Below are 15,758 nucleotides of genomic sequence, written 5' to 3'. Positions count from 1 at the left end.
ACGGCGGTCTCCCCTGCGGCTGCGGCCCACCGTACGGCGGACGGCCGTAGGGCGGTCCCGGAGGCCGCGGCGGAGGGGGCGGCGGGGGGTAATGACCTGCCATAGCGCAGAATCATCGCACGCATTCCCGATAGCATTTGCGGCCATGTCTGCTCTTGCGGCGATGTTCCGGTCGCGTCCGGCGGCCCTGGCGGTCTCGGCGGCGCTGGCCGTCCCCCTGCTGACCAGCACTTCTGCGACGGCGGCCGAGGTCAGCGAGGCGCCGGCGGCCGGTGCGGCGGCATCCGGTTTCGCCGCGGCCGAGCGGGTGCTCAAGGACGACGTCGTCCTCACCGCGGTCCAGGGCGGCACGGTCAGGGTGAAGGAGACGATCGTCTACCGGTTCGCCGGGCACGACGGCTTCCAGCGGACGTACCCGACCCGGGCGCACGAGAGCGTCACCGAGGACCGCGTCTACAGGATCGAGAATCTGCGGGCGGCCAGCCCGGACGGCGGGCCGTCCAGGGCCACCGCCTCCAGCGCGGGGCTGCACACGACGGTCAAGGTGGCGGGCGACCGGAAGCTGACCGGCGACCGCACGATCGTCCTGGAGTACGACGTGCGCGGCGCGATCACCCGGATGGGGGCCGCGGAGGAGCTGCGCTGGCCGGTGGTCGGCGGCTGGAAGGTGCCGCTGGACGAGGCGAAGGCCACCGTCGACGGCGGCGCGATGATCCGCAACGTCAACTGCTTCACCGGGCCGATCGGCAGCACGATCGGCTGCACGCAGTACTACACGAACCACACGCACACCCAGGGCGTGTTCGCCCAGCAGGGGATGCTGCCCGGCGAGTACCTGACGGTCGTCGCCGGCCTGCCGGCCGGGACGACGGGCGGGCACGCGATCTACGAGCGCCGCCACACGGTCGCGACCGCGTTCTCCGTCAACGCCGTGACCGGCGCCGCGCTCGGCGGCCTGCTGGTGCTGCTGGTGGGCGGCGTCCTCGCCCTCTACCTGCTGCGCGGGCGGGACGCGCGGACCGTCGGGAAGCGGGCCGCCGAGGGCGACCAGGCGCCGGTGGCCGGGGCGGAGTTCGAGCCGCCGGACGGGGTGCGCCCCGGGCAGATCGGCACGCTGATCGACGAGCAGGCCGACGTGATCGACGTGACCGCGACCATCGTCGACCTCGCCGTGCGCGGCTACCTGCTGATCGAGGAGGAGGACCGGGCCGTCACCGGCCGCCTCGACTGGACGCTGCGCCGCCTCGACCGCGCGCAGGTCGACCTGCTCCCCTACGAGCGGATCCTGCTGGACGCGCTGCTGACCGCCCCGGACGGGTCCGGCCGCGACGCCGTCCGGCTGTCGGAGCTCGGCGGGACGTTCGCGACGAAGCTCGCGCAGGTCAGGTCCGCGATGTACGACGACGTGGTGAAGCAGGGCTGGTTCGCGCGGCGGCCCGACACCGTCCGGTCCCGGTGGACGGTCGCGGGCATCCTCGTGACGCTGCTCGGCATCGCCGGGACGGTCGCGCTGGCGTTCACCACCGAGTGGGCGCTGGCCGGGCTCGCACTGATCATCGCGGGCGCGGCGCTGGCCTATGGCGGCCAGTACATGCCGGCGAAGACGGCGCGCGGCGCCACGGTCCTCGCGCACACGATCGGTTTCCGCGCGTTCCTGGAGCGGGGCGCCCTCCCCGACGACGGCTCCATCGCGGCGCAGCAGCGGATCGCGCTGTTCTCGCGTTTCCTGCCGTACGCGGTGGTGTTCGACCTCGTGGCGAAGTGGGCCGGGACGGTCAAGGACGCGGGCGAGCGCGCGACGGGCGCCGACAACCTCTACTGGTACGAGGGCCCGGCGGAATGGGACCTGTCGAAGTTCGCCGAGTCGATGCGCACGTTCACGCTGGCCACCTCGGGGTCCATCTCCCAGTCGCGCGGGCTGTGACGGCGCCGGGCGGTTAACCGCCTGACGCCGGGTAAAGCCAGGGGCGAGGAGGTGTCGCCCCATGGTCGCCAGCGCGCTGCTCGCCCAGTCCGACCGCCTCGGGAACGCCTACTTCCTGGCCATCGGCCCGGCCGTCATCTTCGTGGCGCTCATCGGCTGGGTGACGGTGGTGCTGACGACGTCGCGCACGCGCCGCCACTACCCCGGCGCCGACGACGGCCTGCCGCACCGCGGACCCGTCATGGGCGGGATCATCATGGGCGGCCCGTCCCCGCGAACGCGCCGCGATCCGGCTGCGCCGGTGTCCCACCGCGAAGCCATGGCCCCGGTCGAGCAGGGGCGCGCGGAGGAGGAGGCGGCCCGCGTGCGGGAACGGGCTGAAGCGGAGAAGGTCCGCGCCGCGCCGAGCACCGGGCACCGCCGCAGATTCGGCCTTCCCAGGCTCCGCTGACGCGGAGGCGGCCGAAACGAAGGACGCGACGCCCGCCGGATCCGGCGACCCGTACCCACACCCCGTCCGGCGGGCGCCGTAGATGCCCGTGGTGACCGTCGAGACCCCTCCCGACGGTCACCACGGGTCAGACGGTCCCACGGATCTCCTCGTAAGATGTCTGACATCTTACTTTGGAGGCTTTCGTGGCGTTGAGTCCCGTATCAAGCGGGTCGACGGTGGACGCCGTGCTCGACCAGCTCCAGGCGCAGGTCAGCGGCGGCACGTGGCCGGTCGGCCGGCGGATCCCGGCCGAGCTGGACCTGGCCGCGCAGCTCGGGGTGAGCCGTCCGGCCGTCCGGGAGGCGATCCGGGCGCTGTCGCACGTCGGGGTGCTGGAGGTGCGGCGCGGCGACGGGACGTACGTGCGCAGCAGCGCCGACCCGCGGCCGCTGCTGCGCCGGGTGTCCCGCGCGTCCGCCCGGGACGTGTTCGAGGTGCAGCTCGCCTACGACGTCCAGGCGGCCCGGCTGGCGGCGCGCCGCCGCACCGACGCGGACCTGGCGCGGCTGGAGGAACTGCTCCGCGCCCGCGACGAGGCCACCGAGCCGGACGCGTTCGGCGCCGCCGACGCGCGGTTCCACCTCGGCGTCGCGGAGGCCTCCCGCAACCCGGTGCTGATCGAGGCGATGCGGTTCTTCATCGACCGGCTGCACGAGTCGATGCGCGCGATCCGGCTGGACCACGAGGTCCCCGAGGCGGGACCGGCCAGGCACCGCGCCGTGCTGGACGCGATCGCGGCGGGCGATCCGGAGGCCGCCGCGTCGGCCGCCGCCGCCGTCGTGGAGCCGACCCTCGCCGTCCTGGAGTCCCTGCTCGGCGATGCCGGCGCGCCCGAGGAGGACGCGTGACCGGGCGGCGCGCCGGGCTCGCCGGCGCCCTGCTGATGATCGTCCTGCTGGCGGTCAACCTGCGGCCGGCGGTCGCGGCGGTCGGGCCGCTGCTGACCGAGATCAGCGACGCCTTCCGCCTGTCCGGGACGGCGGCGGGCGCGCTCACCACGCTGCCGCTGGCGTTCTTCGGCTCCTACGGGCTCGTCGCCGCCTTCCTGCGGCGCCCGCCGCGCAGCGAGACGCTGCTGGTGTGCGCGATGGCGCTGCTCGTCGCCGGGCTGCTGCTGCGGCTGCCGGGCGGCGTGGCCGCGCTGTTCGCCGGCTCCCTGGTCGCGGGGATCGCGATCAGCATCGGCAACATCGCGGTGCCGGCGATCATCAAGCGGGACCACCCGTCCCGGATCACCACGGTCACGGCGGTCTACACGGTCGCGGTGACGGCGGGCGCGTCCCTGTCCTCCGGGCTCGCCGTGCCGGTGGAGAACCTGTTCGGCGCGTCCTGGCGGCTGCCGCTCGGCCTGCTCGCGATCCCGGCGGCGCTCGCCGGGCTGCTGTGGCTGCCGAGGGCGCGGCGGGCGGCGCGCGCGGCGCGCTCGGCCCCGCCCGCGGAGCCCCCGCACGGCGTCGCGGCGCTGGTGTGGCGGTCGGGGCTGGCCTGGCACGTCACGGTGTTCATGGGCCTGCAGTCGCTGCTGGCCTACGTGGTGCTCGGCTGGCTGCCGACGCTCTGCCAGGACCGCGGGATGGACGAGGCGACCGCCGGCTACGTGCTGGCACTGGTGGCGGCGGTCCAGGCGGTCGGCTCGCTGGCCGTCCCGGTGCTGGCCCGGCGGACCCGCGACCAGCGCCCCCTGGTGATCGCCACGGTGGCGCTGACCGCGCTGGGCTTCGTCGGGGTGACCTGGGCGCCGATCGCGTCGGTGTGGGGCTGGACCGTGGTCCTCGGCCTCGGCCAGGGGCTCGGGTTCGCGACCGCGCTGTCGTTCATCGGGCTCCGCGCCCACGACGCCCACGTCGCCGTCCAGCTGTCGGGGATGGCGCAGGGCGTCGGCTACGTCATCGCGGCGCTCGGCCCGCTCGCCCTCGGCGCACTGCACGACGCCACCGGCGGATGGACCGTTCCAATGCTGGGCGTCCTGGCCGTCTGCGCCGCGCTGGCCGTCCCGGGCCTGCCCGCCGGACGGCTCCGCACCGTGGGCGCGCCCGCCGCCCCGGCGCCCGAAACGGTTAATACGGGATCCAGCGGACACATCCCTAACTGACCCTAGGAAGGGCCGATTCATGCCATCGGGAGGTGGTCCGCCTTGCTCACCACGATCGTCGCCGACCCCGTGCTGGCGGACACGTCCCCCACGGGCGCCCGTTACTTCGTCTGGATCATCCCGTTCCTGATCGTCGCCGCCCTGGTGGTCTGGGTGTACGCGACGCGCGCCGCCTCGTCCAGGAAGCTCCACTCCGAGCGCAGGAACAACCAGCTGAACCAGCGGGGCATGGAGCAGGGCGGCTACTACACCTACGCGCCCGGGATGTTCTCGCACAGCTACCCGCCGGCCAAGGACGGCCAGCCGGTGGAGTTCCGCAAGGACAACCCCCAGCCCGGACGGGAACCGAAGAAGCCGTGGCCCGACGGCGTCCTCTACGAGCAGACGATCTTCAAGGGCGAGTTCGAGGACCTCAAGGCGTCCAAGAACACCGAGAACACCGAGAGCCGCTAGCAACCCGCCCGGCTAGCACTCCGGCGGTAAGTCGTGATCTTGCTGGTGGGGGGTGCTCCCGGCGTGGTGGGTCGCGCAGTCGGCCGCCCGGCGCTGCATGGTCCTGCGTTGTTGTGTGTTCGCCGTCAAGGCTGCGGAGTCGAGGAAGTACCGCCGCGCCTCCTCGTGGTTCCCGGCGCCGCAGGACAGGTCGCCCGCGACGGCCGGGAGGAGGTGGTAGCCGCGCATCGCCGGATGATCCAGGAGCGGGCGGACGACGTCCAGTCCGGCCTGCGGCCCGAATGCCCGACCGATCGCGACGGCGCGGTTGAGTTCGACCACGGGCGACGAGGTGATCTGCACGAGCCCGTCGTAGAGGGCCGCGATGCGCGGCCAGTCGGTGTCCGCGGCGGTCGTGGCCCGAGCGTGGCACGCGGCGATCGCGGCTTGGAGCGCATAAGGTCCCGCGGTGCCGCGCAACCGGTGGATCCGCTCGATGAGCGCGAGCCCGCGGCGGATCAGCAGCCGGTCCCACCGGGTCCGGTCCTGGTCCATCAGGAGCACAGGGTCACCGTGCGGGCCGACGCGGGCGGTCAGCCGTGACGCCTGGAGTTCGATCAGCGCGAGAAGGCCGAGGGTCTCGGTGTCGTCCGGTGTCAGATTGGCCAGCATCCGCCCGAGCCGCAGCGCTTCGGAGCACAGTTCGGGGCGGACCCAGCTGTCGCCACTGGTGGCCGAGTACCCCTCGTTGAACACCAGATAGATGACCTCCCGGACGGCGTCGAGGCGTGTTGGACGCTCGGCCGGTCCGGGGAGCTCGAAGCGGATGTCGGCCGCCGCGAGAGTACGTTTGGCGCGGACGACGCGCTGGGCGATCGTCGCCTCGGGGGCGAGGAAGGCCCGGGCGACCTCGCCGGTCGTGAGGCCGCAGACCAGTTTGAGGGTGAGCGCGGACCTGGCGTCCGGCGGCAGGATCGGGTGGCAGGCCATGAAGATCAGCCCGAGGAGGTCGTCGGCCAGGTCGCCGTCGACGATCTGACCGATGTCGAGATCGGTGCTCCGCGGCGTCGTCGCCGCGACGAGGTGGTATTTGTGCCGCTGGGTGTCGCGTCGCCGGATCCGGTCGACGGCGAGGAATCGGGCGGTCGTGTTCAGCCAGCCCGCCGGGTTGCTGGGGACGCCTTCGTGCCGCCACTTCTCGATGGCGGCGACGAAGGTGTCCTGGGCGAGTTCCTCGGCGGTGTCGAGGTCACCGACGAGCCTGACGAGACGGGCGACGATGCGGGGGGAGTCGACACGCCACAGCGTCGCCAGCATGGCGTCGAGGTCTCCTGCTTCCATGACGGCGGCTGCCGGGTCCGGGGCGGCGTTCTACTGCAGGTCGGAGAACTCGACGACGCGGCGTACGTCGATGCGTTCCACACCGGTGATCAGCGCGAACTTGCGGGCGTGCTCGACCGCTTCGGCCAGCGAATCGACCTCGAGGATCGCGAAGCCGGCGATCAGTTCCTTGGCCTCGGCGAACGGGCCGTCGATGATCCGCACGTTCCCGTCAGCGATCTCAAGCCGAGCGCCGGACGAGCTCGGGTGGACCCCTTCGCCGCCGAGCAGAACGCCGGCCACCGCCGACTCCTTCATGTACTCGCCGATCGCGGCCTGCTGTTCCGGTGTGGGCGTGACACCGTTCTCCATGGCCTCGGTCTCGTAGTGCATCACCATGTAACGCATGGTCAGGTCTCCTTTGCCTTGGTGATCATTGGTCGTTGGCTCGGCGCACGGTGTGCCTTTCGACGCCGCACGTTCTCGACACCGGGGCCACACATTCTTACCGCGGTCCGTCTTGTCGGTTGCCGGCAAGGCGGCGGCTGACCATGGGCACGATGATCGCGGCCGCGACGAGGTGAGCGGCGACGAGGGTCAGCTTGGTCCCCATGGAGGTGGCCGCTGCGGTCAGCGGGGCGATGAGGGACACGAGCACGAGCACGCTCGTCACGATGGCGTAGGTGCGGGCCGGCCGGGACGAGCGCCGGTTGATCAGCGCGGCGATGCCGGTGCCGATGACCATGACCATCGCGATGGAGATCGCGCAGGCGCCGGCGTTGACCGGCACGACACTGGAGGCGCTCCCGCCAGGGTCGCCGACCGCGAGCTGGACGCCCGCGGCCCGGACGACGGCGCTGATCGCCTCGGTCGCCGCCGCGGCGAAGCCCGAGGCGATCAGGCTCGTCCGCAGCAATGCGCGGAACGGGACCCGGGCGGCGGCGGTGTCGGAGTGGTTGCTGGCCGATCCGGCGGTCATCGCAGGCTCCCTGGACTTGAGTCGAGCACCGCTTTCTCGGTGCCTTCACGCGTTCTGCCGAACGGCCGGCGGCCGAATCGACAGCCGCCGCAAACAAACCACCGAAAGCCGGATCAATACCGGGGCGGCCACCCCACGACTGGATTTCCGGATCCCCCGGCGGGATCTCGCTGCGGAGTCCGCTCTCCACATGACCGACGAGTTCCGTTCCACGGCCTCCGGCGGCGTGACTGCGGCGGGCTCAGGTGGTCGCCGCGTCGATGGCCGGTGTTCTCAGCGTGCGGTGGGCTGCGGCGAGGCTGGTGGCCAGGGCGAGTGCGGCGGCGATGGCGGCGACGGCGAGGTAGAGCAGGATGTTGCCATGAGGGACGGGTGAGCCGGAGCGGGCGATGCTGAACGGGATGATCGTGACGAGGGAGGCCAGTGTGCCGAACAGGACGCCGGTGGCGGCGAGCACCGTTCCCTCGCCGGCGACCATTTGCAGTACCTGACGGGGTGTGGCGCCGATGAGGCGTTGCTGGCCGAATTCACGTCGGCGGTCCACGGTGGTCGCGACCAGGGAGTTGACCACCATGATGGCGGCGAAGAGCAGGATCATGCCGATGACGATCATGTTGGTGGTCTCGGCGTTGCGGTAGTCGGCGGTCTCGGTGATGCCGGAGGCGGCGTTGACGGCGTTGTCGGTGGCCTGCATGTAGAGGGTGCCGGTGGCGATGCCGGTGAACAGGATGATCGGCATGACCGCGGTGGACATGGGGCCGGTGCGCTGGGCGAGGTTGAGCGCGGCCAGCTGGCCGGCGGCACCGCCGCGCTGCAGTGGTCCCTCCAGCCAGGCGGCGACCCGGCGCAGCAGTGCGGGGGCCAGCAGCGCCAGGCCGATGGAGAACCAGATGGCGGCCGGGCCGGCCGTGGCCATCGGCTCGAAGTCGTCCTTGCCGCGCATCGCGGTCGCGGTGATGACGGCCAGGTCGGTGCCGAGGAACAGGAACACCGCGGCGGCGGCCACCCGTTTGCGGCTCATCCGGGCGTCGCCGGCGGCGGCGTCCAGGAGGGACGCGGTGGCGCTCATCCGGGCGGTGCGCCGGGCGGCGGTGAGCGCGGCGGCGGTGGCCGCGACGAGCGTGACCCCGTAGCCGATGTGGATGGCGAACCCGCCGAAGTGATGGGTGATGCTCGTGGCGATCTGCCCATTGGCGGTGAGCCGGTCGAGCAGCCAACCGCCGGTGTAGGCGGCGGGGACGATCGCCAGGGACACCGCCGCCACGGCCAGGATCAGAGCCTCCCCGGTGATCATCCGGGTGATCTGGCCCGGGGTCGCACCGATGTTCTTCAGCAGTGCCATCTCCGCGGCGCGTTGCCGTACCGACAGGGTGAGGGTGGAGGTGACGGCGAACGTCACCAGCAGCAGTCCCCAGCCGCCCACCACGAGGCCCAGGACATTGAGGGTGCTCTCGCTGGCGGGATCCACGCCCTTGGCGCCGGCCGTGTCCAGCAGGGAGCCGAAGGCCATGAGGATCATGGCGCCGCAGAACATCGCCAGGAAGCTGGCGGCGAAACCGCCGGAACGGCGCCGAAGGGAATTCAGGGCGAGTGTGAGCATGGTCAGCTCGCTTCCGAGATCGGGGCGGCCTGGGCGGCGCGCTGCTGCTCGGCGAGTTCCCCCAGGTGAGTCATGCGCTCGGCCACCGCGTCGGGGGTCGGGCCGGCCAGGCGTCCGACGATCCTGCCGTCGGCCAGGAAGAGCACCGATCCGGCGTAGGAGGCGGCGACCGGGTCGTGGGTGACCATCACCACCGTCCGCCCCTGCTCGGACACGGTACGGGCCAGCAGCCGCAGCACCTCGCGGGCGCTGCGGGTGTCCAGCGCGCCAGTCGGCTCGTCGGCGAAGATGACGCTGGGGCCGGTGACCAGAGCCCGGGCGATCGCGACCCGCTGCTGTTGCCCGCCCGACAGTTGGGCCGGACGGTGCCCCTGCCGACCGTCCAGCCCAACCTGGGCCAACACCGCCGCGGCGGCGGCCGGGTCGGCCCGCCTGCCGGCCAGGCGCAGCGGAAGGGTCACGTTCTGCAGCGTGGTCAGTGTGGGCAGCAGGTTGAAGTGCTGGAACACGAAACCGATCCGCTCGCGACGCAGCCGAGTGAGTTCGGTCTCGCTGCGCCCCGTCATTTCCACACCGCCGACGACGACGCTGCCGGCGGTCGGGGCGTCCAGCCCGGCCGCGCACTGCAGCAGGGTGCTCTTGCCCGAGCCGGACGGGCCCATGACAGCGGTGAAGGTACCGGCGGGCAGCGTCAGGGACAGCCCGTCCAGGGCGGTCACGGCGGCAGGCCCTGTTCCGTAGATCTTGCGAACGGCCTCCAGCCGTAGCGCGTCGGTCGGCATCCTCGTCCTCATTTCGAGTGTGAGCGGGCGTTACTGAGATGGGCAACCGGGAGGACCTCTTGGGAGCGGCGGTTCGGTGCATCCAAGAGAAGGGCTACGCAAAAACGACCTTGCGTGACATCGCGGGCGTCGCAGGCGTCAGCATGGCCGCGGTGGGCGCCGGGGGATGGCGGCCGTGGCCACCGGAACACCCGAGGAGGCCGTCACCGAGCAGGGGGCCCGCACCATCGGCTCGGTCCAGCTGGCGCTGATCACCGGGTTGATGGCGCAGTGGATGACCGATCCCGAACACGCTCCGACCGACACCGAGGTGGTCGAAGGCCTCGAAGCCCTCAACTCGGCTCTGGCCTGACCCGAAGGGGGAAGGCGGGCTTGTCCTCAACACCGCTCGGAACGGGGCCCGGGCGTCGGCGGTGTCGGTGCGGGACGGTCCGGCGGTCATCGCAGGCTCCCAGAACGTGATCCGAGCACCGCTTACCCGGTGCCTTCACGGGTTCTGCCGAACGGCCGGCAGCCGAATCGACAGCCGCCGCAAAACAAACCACCGAAAGCCGGATCGATACCGACCGCACACGAACTGAAGATCACGACTTACCGCTGGAGAACCAGGCGGCCGGGGGCCGCTCCGCGTCCTCTGCGCGGGAGTAGATGGTGACGACGAGCCCGGAGTCGAAGGCGTGGGCGTCGGTCGGGGTGAACGCCGCCAGGGAGAAGGGCCCGTCGAACAGGGGGATCCCGGATCCGATCACCATCGGGTGGCGCTTGATGACCAGCGCGTCGATCTCGTCCACCAGCGCGGCGGCGAGCTTCCCGCCGCCTGCGAGCCAGATGTCGAGGCCGTCCCGCTCCTTCAGCCCCCGGACCAGGCCGACCGGGTCCCGGGGGACGACGGTCACGGCCGGGTCCTCGATGCCGAGCGTCGTCGAGACGACGTACTGCTCCAGCTGCGGATACGGGCTGGTGAGCCCGATGGCCAGACCCGGCTCATAGGTACCCCGCCCCATGACGACGGTGTCGAAATGGCGGTTCGGGGCGTCGCCTATGCCGAGCGGACCGCGGGCATGGGCCGGCAGCGTCTCGGGATACTCGGCCATGATCATCTCGGCGGGCTCGCCCTCGAAGGGAAAGAAATCGAACTGCCCCTCCGGTCCGGCGATGAAGCCGTCGAGGGTGGCGGAGACGTAGTAGACCAGCTTGCGCATGCGGTGCTCGCTTTCAGGCGTCGGGCGCGGGAGCGGGGACGGACGGCGGATCAGCGGACGGACCCGGGCTTGCGCGGCGGCCGCGGCCGCGGAACGGTGCGGGGCTTCGGGACGTGACGGTCCCATCCGGGACGTCCCGCGCGACCGTGCAGGGCTACGCGGTCCTGGAACGGCGAGGAAGGGGTGGTGATCCGGGCGCGCATGCGATCTCCTTTTCACTGGCATTGATGTACTCTGTTTGAAGTGGTTTGAACTTAGTACTGCACTTGCAGTGATTGCAAGCCGTAGTGATGGAGGTCACAGTGCGACGCAACCCCGCCCGTCGGGCCGCCCTGCTGGACGCGGCGATCGAGGTCCTGGCCCGAGAGGGGTCGCGCGGCCTGACACTGCGCGCGATCGACGCCGAGGCGGGCGTCCCCACCGGCACCGCCACGAACTACTTCGCCAACCGCGCCGACCTGCTCACCCAGGTCATGCACCGCACCCGCGAGCGCCTCACCCCCGACCCGCAGGCACTGGCCGAGACGATGCGGCAGGCGCCCACGCACGCACTGGTCACCGAGCTGATGCACCAGCTCCTCGGCCGCATGCGGGCCGACCGGACCGGCTACCTGGCCATGCTGGAGCTGCGCCTGGAGGCGACCCGGCGCCCGGAGCTGCACGCCGAGCTCGGCGGCTTCCTCACCGCCGAGCACGAGGAGATCGTCCGCTACCACCTGGACGCGGGCCTGCCCGGCGACGCCACGGGCGTCGGCCTGCTGTACTTCGCGATGGCCGGGCTGCTCCTGGACGACTTCACCGCCCCCGCCATCACGGAGCCCTACGACACCGACGCCCTGATCGACAAGATGGTGAACCGGCTGCTGCCGGAGGGGGGCTAGGCCGCCCGGTCGAAGACGCCCGGTGCCGGGCGGATGGCGCCGACGACGCCGTCCCCGCCGCGCACCTCGACGATCGCCAGCTCGTCCAGGGCGCCCCCGTCGGCGCCGTCGTGGACGCCGAGGGCGCGCAGCAGCGCGACGGTCACGGGCGTCCGCGCCCGCATCGCCCCGTCGTCGATCTTGACGACCCCCGCGCGCCCGTCGGCGAACGCGAAGGCGTCCACGCCCTCGGCGCCGCACTTGACGAGCAGGCCGGGGACGGCCTCCATCAGCTGCCGCTCCTCGCGCCGGGTCCCGGACGTCCACTGCGGGTGCGTCCGCATGGCGTCGGCGACGCGCCGCCCGTGCGTACCCGGTTCGGCGAGGACGAGCGCCCGGAACGCCCGCGCGACGCCCACGATGGACACGGCGAACAGCGGCGCCCCGCACCCGTCGACGCCGACCGCCGTGGCATCCTCACCGGCCAGCTCTTCGACGACCTCCCGGACGGCCCGTTGCAACGGGTGGCCGGGGTCGAGATAGGAGTCGGTGGGCCATCCCGCCGTGACACATGTGGCGAGCATCGCGGCGTGCTTCCCGGAGCAGTTCATCCGCAGCCTGGAGACGCCGCCGCCCGTCCGGGCGACCTCCTGCTGCGCCACGGGGTCGATCGGCCAGCTCTCGGGGCAGCGCAGGTCGCCGGCCACCAGCCCGGCGCCCGCGAGGACCTTCTCCACTCCCTCGACGTGGAAGTCCTCACCGGAGTGGCTGCCGGCCGCGAGCGCGAGCAGCTCGCCGCCGAGTTCGAGCCCGCTGCGCAGCATCGCGACCGCCTGCATCGGCTTGTTCGCCGACCGGGGGAAGATCGGCGCACCGGTCTCCCCCGCCCGGAAGGCGACGCCCCCGTCGGCGGCCAGCCCGATCGCCGCCCCCCGATGCCGGGACTCCACGAACCCGGAACGCTCCACCTCGACCAGCACAGGATTGACGTCCACCGCACTCCTCCATCACCACGACACCGGCGCCCGGAACCCCCGGCGATCTCGCCGCCCCGAACGGCGACCCCGAAAGTCACGTACCCGGCGTATCCCAGGAAAGCGGCACCCCGCTCCACGAAATCGGCCAGATTGCCCCATCCCGGCTTGACTTGCCCGGAAAGGTGCGCGGCCCTCCGGGCCTCAGCGAGGTTCGATGGCCAGGAGGGCGCGGGCCTCGGTGGGGGGCATGGGGGGGCGTTGGGCCAGGTGGGCCGCCTGGGCCGCGCGCTCCACCAGCTGGACGTTCGCCGTGACCGGGCGGCCCTTGGCGAAGGTGACCGTGTCCTCCATGCCGACCCGCAGGTGCCCGCCCGCCGACAGGGCGGCGAACAGGACGGGCAGGGACGTCCGGCCGATGCCGGTGGCCGACCACGTCGCGCCCTCCGGGAGGGCCTCGACGGCGGCGACCAGGGTGCGGGCGTCGCCCGGCATGCCGCCCGGGACGCCCATGACCAGGTCGCAGTGGACGTGGCCGCCGTAGGGGAGCCCGTGCTTGTCCAGGAGGCGGCGCAGCGAGGTGATGTGGCCGAGGTCGAACAGCTCGAACTCGGGGACGATCCCGAGCTCCAGGGTGCGCTCGTACAGCTCCACCATGAACGACCACGGGTTCATGAACACGTCGTCGCCGAAGTTGACCGTCCCGCAGGTGAGCGAGCACATGTCGGGCTCGGCGTCCAGGACGCGGAGCCGGTCCTCGTACGGGTCGGTGACCGCACCGCCCGTGGACAGCTGGACGATCAGTCCCGTGCTCTCCCGCAGCGCCGTCACCGTGTCCCGCAGCCGGGACGGGTCGAGCGTGGGTCGCGCGTCGTCGTCGCGGATGTGCACGTGGATCACGGCCGCGCCGGCCGCCTCGCACTCCTTGGCCGTCTGGACCAGTTCATCCAGGGTGACGGGCAGGGCCGGGACGTCCGCCTTGGCGGACTCCGCACCCGTGGGCGCCACCGTGATGAGCGTCGTTGCTCCCATGGCGGCAGAATGCATGGTCATGCGTGCTGTAGTCCAGAGGGTGAGCCAGGCCAGCGTGTCCGTGGACGGGCGCGTCGTCGGCGCGATCGGGGGGCCGGGGCTGCTGGTCCTCGTCGGCGTGACGCACGACGACGACGCGGAAAAGGCCCGCAGGCTGGCGTCCAAGCTGTGGGGGCTGCGCATCCTGGAGGGCGAGAAGTCGTGTTCCGACGTGAACGCGCCGCTGCTCGTCGTGAGCCAATTCACTCTCTACGGGGACGCGCGGAAGGGCCGCCGCCCGAGCTGGACGGCCGCCGCGCCCGGACCCGTCGCCGAGCCCCTGGTGGACGCTGTGGTCCGGGAGCTGCGCGAGCTGGGCGCGATGGTCGAGACCGGAGAGTTCGGGGCGGACATGAAGGTCGCGCTCGTCAACGACGGCCCGATCACGCTGGTCCTGGACGTCTGACCGCCTGGTCGGCCGAACGCGCGGGTCAGCGGAACCCGTAGACCATGCCGACGAGCGCGGTGACGGTCCCGGCGGCGGCGAGGAGGATGAGGGCGCGGTCCTGCGGGACGAGGCGGCCGCGCACGTCCGAGGACACCACCACCGTGCCGGTGTCGCCCTCGTCGCCGACGGGGCCCCGCTCGAACGGGTTGCGGAGCCCGGCGAGCCGCCACAGCGCGTCGTTGCGGAGCCGCTGGTGGGCCGGGCCGCAGGCGAAGAGCCGCCCCCGGGTGCGCTCGGTGCACGCGGCGCCCTTCGGCGTCAGCACCCGGCACAGGGTGGGGACGAGCGCGAACTCGTACAGGCACCAGCCCAGCAGGCCGAGCAGCGCGACGCGCCACGAGTGCTGCCACCACGCGATCCCGGCGATCGCCGCGAACAGGGCCCACCACGTCAGCGCGGACTCCCGGCGCGGGCGGCGCCGGGTCCCTCCCCTCCGCGCCGCGGCCGGCTCCCCTTTCCCCAGGTTCGGGACCATCGGTAGGAATCCACCTTCCCCGGGCGGCGATCGGTCAGAAATCGTCTTATCAGACGATATTCGTCCCGGGGGCGGGCTGCTACCCGTGTTTCGCGGGCCGGCGGCGCAGAGCGATCTGCGCGTTCGCGCCCGTCTCCGGCGACACGACGACCTCCTGCGCCGCCGCGACGCCGCCCGCGAGCAGCTCGGTGTCCACCGGGACGTTCCGCTTCACCATCGCCAGCGCGATCGGCCCCAGCTCGTGGTGCCGGGCCGCCGACCCGACGAACCCGACCGTCCGGCCCCCGGGGATCTCCAGCGGATCGCCGGACGCGGGCAGGCGGTCGACGCTGCCGTCCAGGTGGAGGAACACCAGGCGGCGCGGAGGCCGCCCCAGGTTGTGGACGCGCGCGACGGTCTCCTGCCCCCGGTAGCAGCCCTTGTTCAGGTGGACGGCCGTCTCCACGTACCCGGCCTCGTGCGGGATCGTCCGGTGGTCGGTGTCGAGGCCGAACCGGGGGCGGTGCTCGGCGATGCGCAGCGCCTCGTACGCCCAGGTCCCCGCCGGCTTCAGGTCGGCCGGGAACTCGCCGCGCGGGACGATCCGCGTCGTCGTCCCCGCGGCGTCCGGCCAGGCGGGACGGCCGTCGGCGGGACCAGCCGGCCCCGTGACCACCATGAACTCCTCCGACACGTCGGCGACCTCGACGCGCAGCATGAACCGCATCCGGTCGAGGAACTCCACCAGCGCCGGGGCCGTCCCCGGCTCGACGTGGGCCCAGACGGCCTCCCCGTCGTCGACGAGGAACAGGTGGTGCTCGATGTGCCCGTTCGGGCTGAGCAGCAGCGCCTCGGTCGGCTCGGACGGCTTCAGCCCGTCCAGGTGCTGGCTCAGCAGGCTGTGCAGCCAGCTGAGCCGGTCCGGCCCGGAGACGCGGACGACGCCCCGGTTGCTCCGGTCGACGAACGCCGTCCCCTCCTCCAGGGAGCGTTGCTCCCGTGCGGGGTCCCCGTAGTGCGCGGCGACCTCCTGGTCGGGCGCGTCGGCGGCGACGGCTCCGGGCGACTGCAGCAGAGGGCTCTCCATGCCGTCCAGACTATGTCGCGGACCCGCGGACCATGCCGCC

The 15,758-nt window shown here is 72.4% G+C and carries 20 protein-coding genes; 9 read left to right on the top strand and 11 right to left on the bottom strand.

Going from position 1 to position 15,758, the window contains the following annotated elements; genetic code table 11:
• Window positions 1–145: 145 nt before the first annotated feature.
• The 5 genes from BJ999_RS05845 to BJ999_RS05825 all read left to right on the top strand — a co-directional run bounded on the left by BJ999_RS05845 (window position 146) and on the right by BJ999_RS05825 (window position 4,962).
• A complete protein-coding gene (locus BJ999_RS05845; protein WP_229810220.1) occupies window positions 146–1,924 on the top strand; it encodes a DUF2207 domain-containing protein in 1,779 nt (592 codons plus the stop codon).
• Between the two features lie 61 nt (window positions 1,925–1,985).
• Window positions 1,986–2,375, top strand: coding sequence for a hypothetical protein (locus BJ999_RS05840; protein ID WP_179832332.1), 390 nt, complete (start codon window positions 1,986–1,988; stop codon window positions 2,373–2,375).
• A 185-nt stretch (window positions 2,376–2,560) separates the two neighbouring features.
• Entirely contained in the window at window positions 2,561–3,265 is a 705-nt protein-coding gene (locus BJ999_RS05835; RefSeq protein ID WP_218934960.1) for a FadR/GntR family transcriptional regulator, read from the top strand.
• Window positions 3,262–4,509 (top strand): CynX/NimT family MFS transporter, encoded by a 1,248-nt coding sequence (locus BJ999_RS05830; protein ID WP_179832331.1) that lies wholly within the window; start codon window positions 3,262–3,264, stop codon window positions 4,507–4,509. Before BJ999_RS05835 ends, BJ999_RS05830 begins: the two co-directional genes overlap by 4 nt.
• Window positions 4,510–4,551: 42 nt before the next feature.
• Window positions 4,552–4,962, top strand: a complete 411-nt coding sequence (locus tag BJ999_RS05825; RefSeq protein WP_179832330.1) for a hypothetical protein — start codon at window positions 4,552–4,554, stop codon at window positions 4,960–4,962.
• A 12-nt stretch (window positions 4,963–4,974) separates the two neighbouring features.
• On the opposite strand, the gene BJ999_RS05820 is transcribed toward BJ999_RS05825, so the two are convergent.
• The 5 genes from BJ999_RS05820 to BJ999_RS05800 all read right to left on the bottom strand — a co-directional run bounded on the left by BJ999_RS05820 (window position 4,975) and on the right by BJ999_RS05800 (window position 9,622).
• On the bottom strand, window positions 4,975–6,282 hold the full coding sequence (locus tag BJ999_RS05820; RefSeq protein WP_179832329.1) for an RNA polymerase sigma factor: 1,308 nt from the start codon (window positions 6,280–6,282) through the stop codon (window positions 4,975–4,977).
• A gap of 30 nt (window positions 6,283–6,312) precedes the next feature.
• A complete protein-coding gene (locus tag BJ999_RS05815) occupies window positions 6,313–6,669 on the bottom strand; it encodes a YciI family protein (RefSeq protein WP_179832328.1) in 357 nt (118 codons plus the stop codon).
• Between the two features lie 97 nt (window positions 6,670–6,766).
• Complete coding sequence (locus tag BJ999_RS05810; RefSeq protein ID WP_179832327.1) at window positions 6,767–7,240, bottom strand: DUF6069 family protein; 474 nt, start codon at window positions 7,238–7,240, stop codon at window positions 6,767–6,769.
• Window positions 7,241–7,481: 241 nt separating this feature from the next.
• A complete protein-coding gene (locus BJ999_RS05805) occupies window positions 7,482–8,840 on the bottom strand; it encodes an FtsX-like permease family protein (protein WP_179832326.1) in 1,359 nt (452 codons plus the stop codon).
• 2 nt (window positions 8,841–8,842) lie between these two features.
• A complete protein-coding gene (locus BJ999_RS05800) occupies window positions 8,843–9,622 on the bottom strand; it encodes an ABC transporter ATP-binding protein (protein ID WP_179832325.1) in 780 nt (259 codons plus the stop codon).
• 38 nt (window positions 9,623–9,660) lie between these two features.
• Here BJ999_RS05800 and BJ999_RS05795 point away from each other — a divergent pair, with 38 nt between their 5' ends.
• Entirely contained in the window at window positions 9,661–9,873 is a 213-nt protein-coding gene (locus BJ999_RS05795) for a TetR/AcrR family transcriptional regulator (protein WP_218934958.1), read from the top strand.
• A complete protein-coding gene (locus BJ999_RS41235; RefSeq protein ID WP_218936464.1) occupies window positions 9,798–9,974 on the top strand; it encodes a hypothetical protein in 177 nt (58 codons plus the stop codon). Before BJ999_RS05795 ends, BJ999_RS41235 begins: the two co-directional genes overlap by 76 nt.
• 232 nt (window positions 9,975–10,206) lie before the next feature.
• Here the strand turns inward: BJ999_RS41235 and BJ999_RS05790 are convergent, their stop codons facing one another.
• The gene (locus tag BJ999_RS05790; protein WP_179832324.1) at window positions 10,207–10,824 is read right to left on the bottom strand and encodes a dihydrofolate reductase family protein; all 618 of its coding nucleotides are present in this window, start codon (window positions 10,822–10,824) and stop codon (window positions 10,207–10,209) included.
• A 50-nt stretch (window positions 10,825–10,874) separates the two neighbouring features.
• Complete coding sequence (locus tag BJ999_RS05785) at window positions 10,875–11,027, bottom strand: hypothetical protein (RefSeq protein ID WP_179832323.1); 153 nt, start codon at window positions 11,025–11,027, stop codon at window positions 10,875–10,877.
• Between the two features lie 99 nt (window positions 11,028–11,126).
• Here BJ999_RS05785 and BJ999_RS05780 point away from each other — a divergent pair, with 99 nt between their 5' ends.
• On the top strand, window positions 11,127–11,705 hold the full coding sequence (locus tag BJ999_RS05780) for a TetR/AcrR family transcriptional regulator (RefSeq protein WP_179832322.1): 579 nt from the start codon (window positions 11,127–11,129) through the stop codon (window positions 11,703–11,705).
• Here BJ999_RS05780 and BJ999_RS05775 read toward each other — a convergent pair.
• Window positions 11,702–12,679, bottom strand: coding sequence for an asparaginase (locus BJ999_RS05775; RefSeq protein ID WP_179832321.1), 978 nt, complete (start codon window positions 12,677–12,679; stop codon window positions 11,702–11,704). The genes BJ999_RS05780 and BJ999_RS05775 overlap by 4 nt on opposite strands.
• Window positions 12,680–12,862: 183 nt before the next feature.
• Window positions 12,863–13,690 carry a beta-keto acid cleavage family enzyme gene (locus BJ999_RS05770; protein WP_179832320.1) on the bottom strand — a complete coding sequence of 276 codons (828 nt, stop codon included), beginning with the start codon at window positions 13,688–13,690 and terminating at the stop codon, window positions 12,863–12,865.
• 19 nt (window positions 13,691–13,709) lie between these two features.
• Here BJ999_RS05770 and dtd point away from each other — a divergent pair, with 19 nt between their 5' ends.
• A complete protein-coding gene (gene dtd / locus BJ999_RS05765) occupies window positions 13,710–14,135 on the top strand; it encodes a D-aminoacyl-tRNA deacylase (RefSeq protein ID WP_179832319.1) in 426 nt (141 codons plus the stop codon).
• Between the two features lie 25 nt (window positions 14,136–14,160).
• On the opposite strand, the gene BJ999_RS05760 is transcribed toward dtd, so the two are convergent.
• Together BJ999_RS05760 and ygfZ are read right to left on the bottom strand one after the other, a co-directional pair.
• Window positions 14,161–14,652, bottom strand: coding sequence for a hypothetical protein (locus BJ999_RS05760; RefSeq protein WP_179832318.1), 492 nt, complete (start codon window positions 14,650–14,652; stop codon window positions 14,161–14,163).
• Window positions 14,653–14,731: 79 nt separating this feature from the next.
• Window positions 14,732–15,718: a CAF17-like 4Fe-4S cluster assembly/insertion protein YgfZ gene (gene ygfZ / locus BJ999_RS05755; protein ID WP_179832317.1), complete on the bottom strand. Its 987-nt coding sequence runs from the start codon at window positions 15,716–15,718 to the stop codon at window positions 14,732–14,734.
• Between the last annotated feature and the right edge of the window lie 40 nt (window positions 15,719–15,758).

This window comes from Actinomadura citrea, assembly GCF_013409045.1.
In the GTDB taxonomy this organism is placed as follows: domain Bacteria; phylum Actinomycetota; class Actinomycetes; order Streptosporangiales; family Streptosporangiaceae; genus Spirillospora; species Spirillospora citrea.
This window is presented reverse-complemented; position numbering and strand designations above follow the sequence as displayed.

Bases quoted from the DNA above. Each gene is read 5' to 3' on its own strand.
- BJ999_RS05845 (WP_229810220.1), top strand. From the start codon at position 146: ATGTCTGCTCTTGCGGCGATGTTCCGGTCGCGTCCGGCGGCCCTGGCG.
- BJ999_RS05840 (WP_179832332.1), top strand. From the start codon at position 1,986: ATGGTCGCCAGCGCGCTGCTCGCCCAGTCCGACCGCCTCGGGAACGCC.
- BJ999_RS05820 (WP_179832329.1), bottom strand. From the start codon at position 6,282: ATGGAAGCAGGAGACCTCGACGCCATGCTGGCGACGCTGTGGCGTGTC.
- BJ999_RS05815 (WP_179832328.1), bottom strand. From the start codon at position 6,669: ATGCGTTACATGGTGATGCACTACGAGACCGAGGCCATGGAGAACGGT.
- BJ999_RS05810 (WP_179832327.1), bottom strand. From the start codon at position 7,240: ATGACCGCCGGATCGGCCAGCAACCACTCCGACACCGCCGCCGCCCGG.
- BJ999_RS05805 (WP_179832326.1), bottom strand. From the start codon at position 8,840: ATGCTCACACTCGCCCTGAATTCCCTTCGGCGCCGTTCCGGCGGTTTC.
- BJ999_RS05800 (WP_179832325.1), bottom strand. From the start codon at position 9,622: ATGCCGACCGACGCGCTACGGCTGGAGGCCGTTCGCAAGATCTACGGA.
- BJ999_RS05795 (WP_218934958.1), top strand. From the start codon at position 9,661: ATGGGCAACCGGGAGGACCTCTTGGGAGCGGCGGTTCGGTGCATCCAA.
- BJ999_RS05790 (WP_179832324.1), bottom strand. From the start codon at position 10,824: ATGCGCAAGCTGGTCTACTACGTCTCCGCCACCCTCGACGGCTTCATC.
- BJ999_RS05785 (WP_179832323.1), bottom strand. From the start codon at position 11,027: ATGCGCGCCCGGATCACCACCCCTTCCTCGCCGTTCCAGGACCGCGTA.
- BJ999_RS05770 (WP_179832320.1), bottom strand. From the start codon at position 13,690: ATGGGAGCAACGACGCTCATCACGGTGGCGCCCACGGGTGCGGAGTCC.
- dtd (WP_179832319.1), top strand. From the start codon at position 13,710: ATGCGTGCTGTAGTCCAGAGGGTGAGCCAGGCCAGCGTGTCCGTGGAC.
- BJ999_RS05760 (WP_179832318.1), bottom strand. From the start codon at position 14,652: ATGGTCCCGAACCTGGGGAAAGGGGAGCCGGCCGCGGCGCGGAGGGGA.
- ygfZ (WP_179832317.1), bottom strand. From the start codon at position 15,718: ATGGAGAGCCCTCTGCTGCAGTCGCCCGGAGCCGTCGCCGCCGACGCG.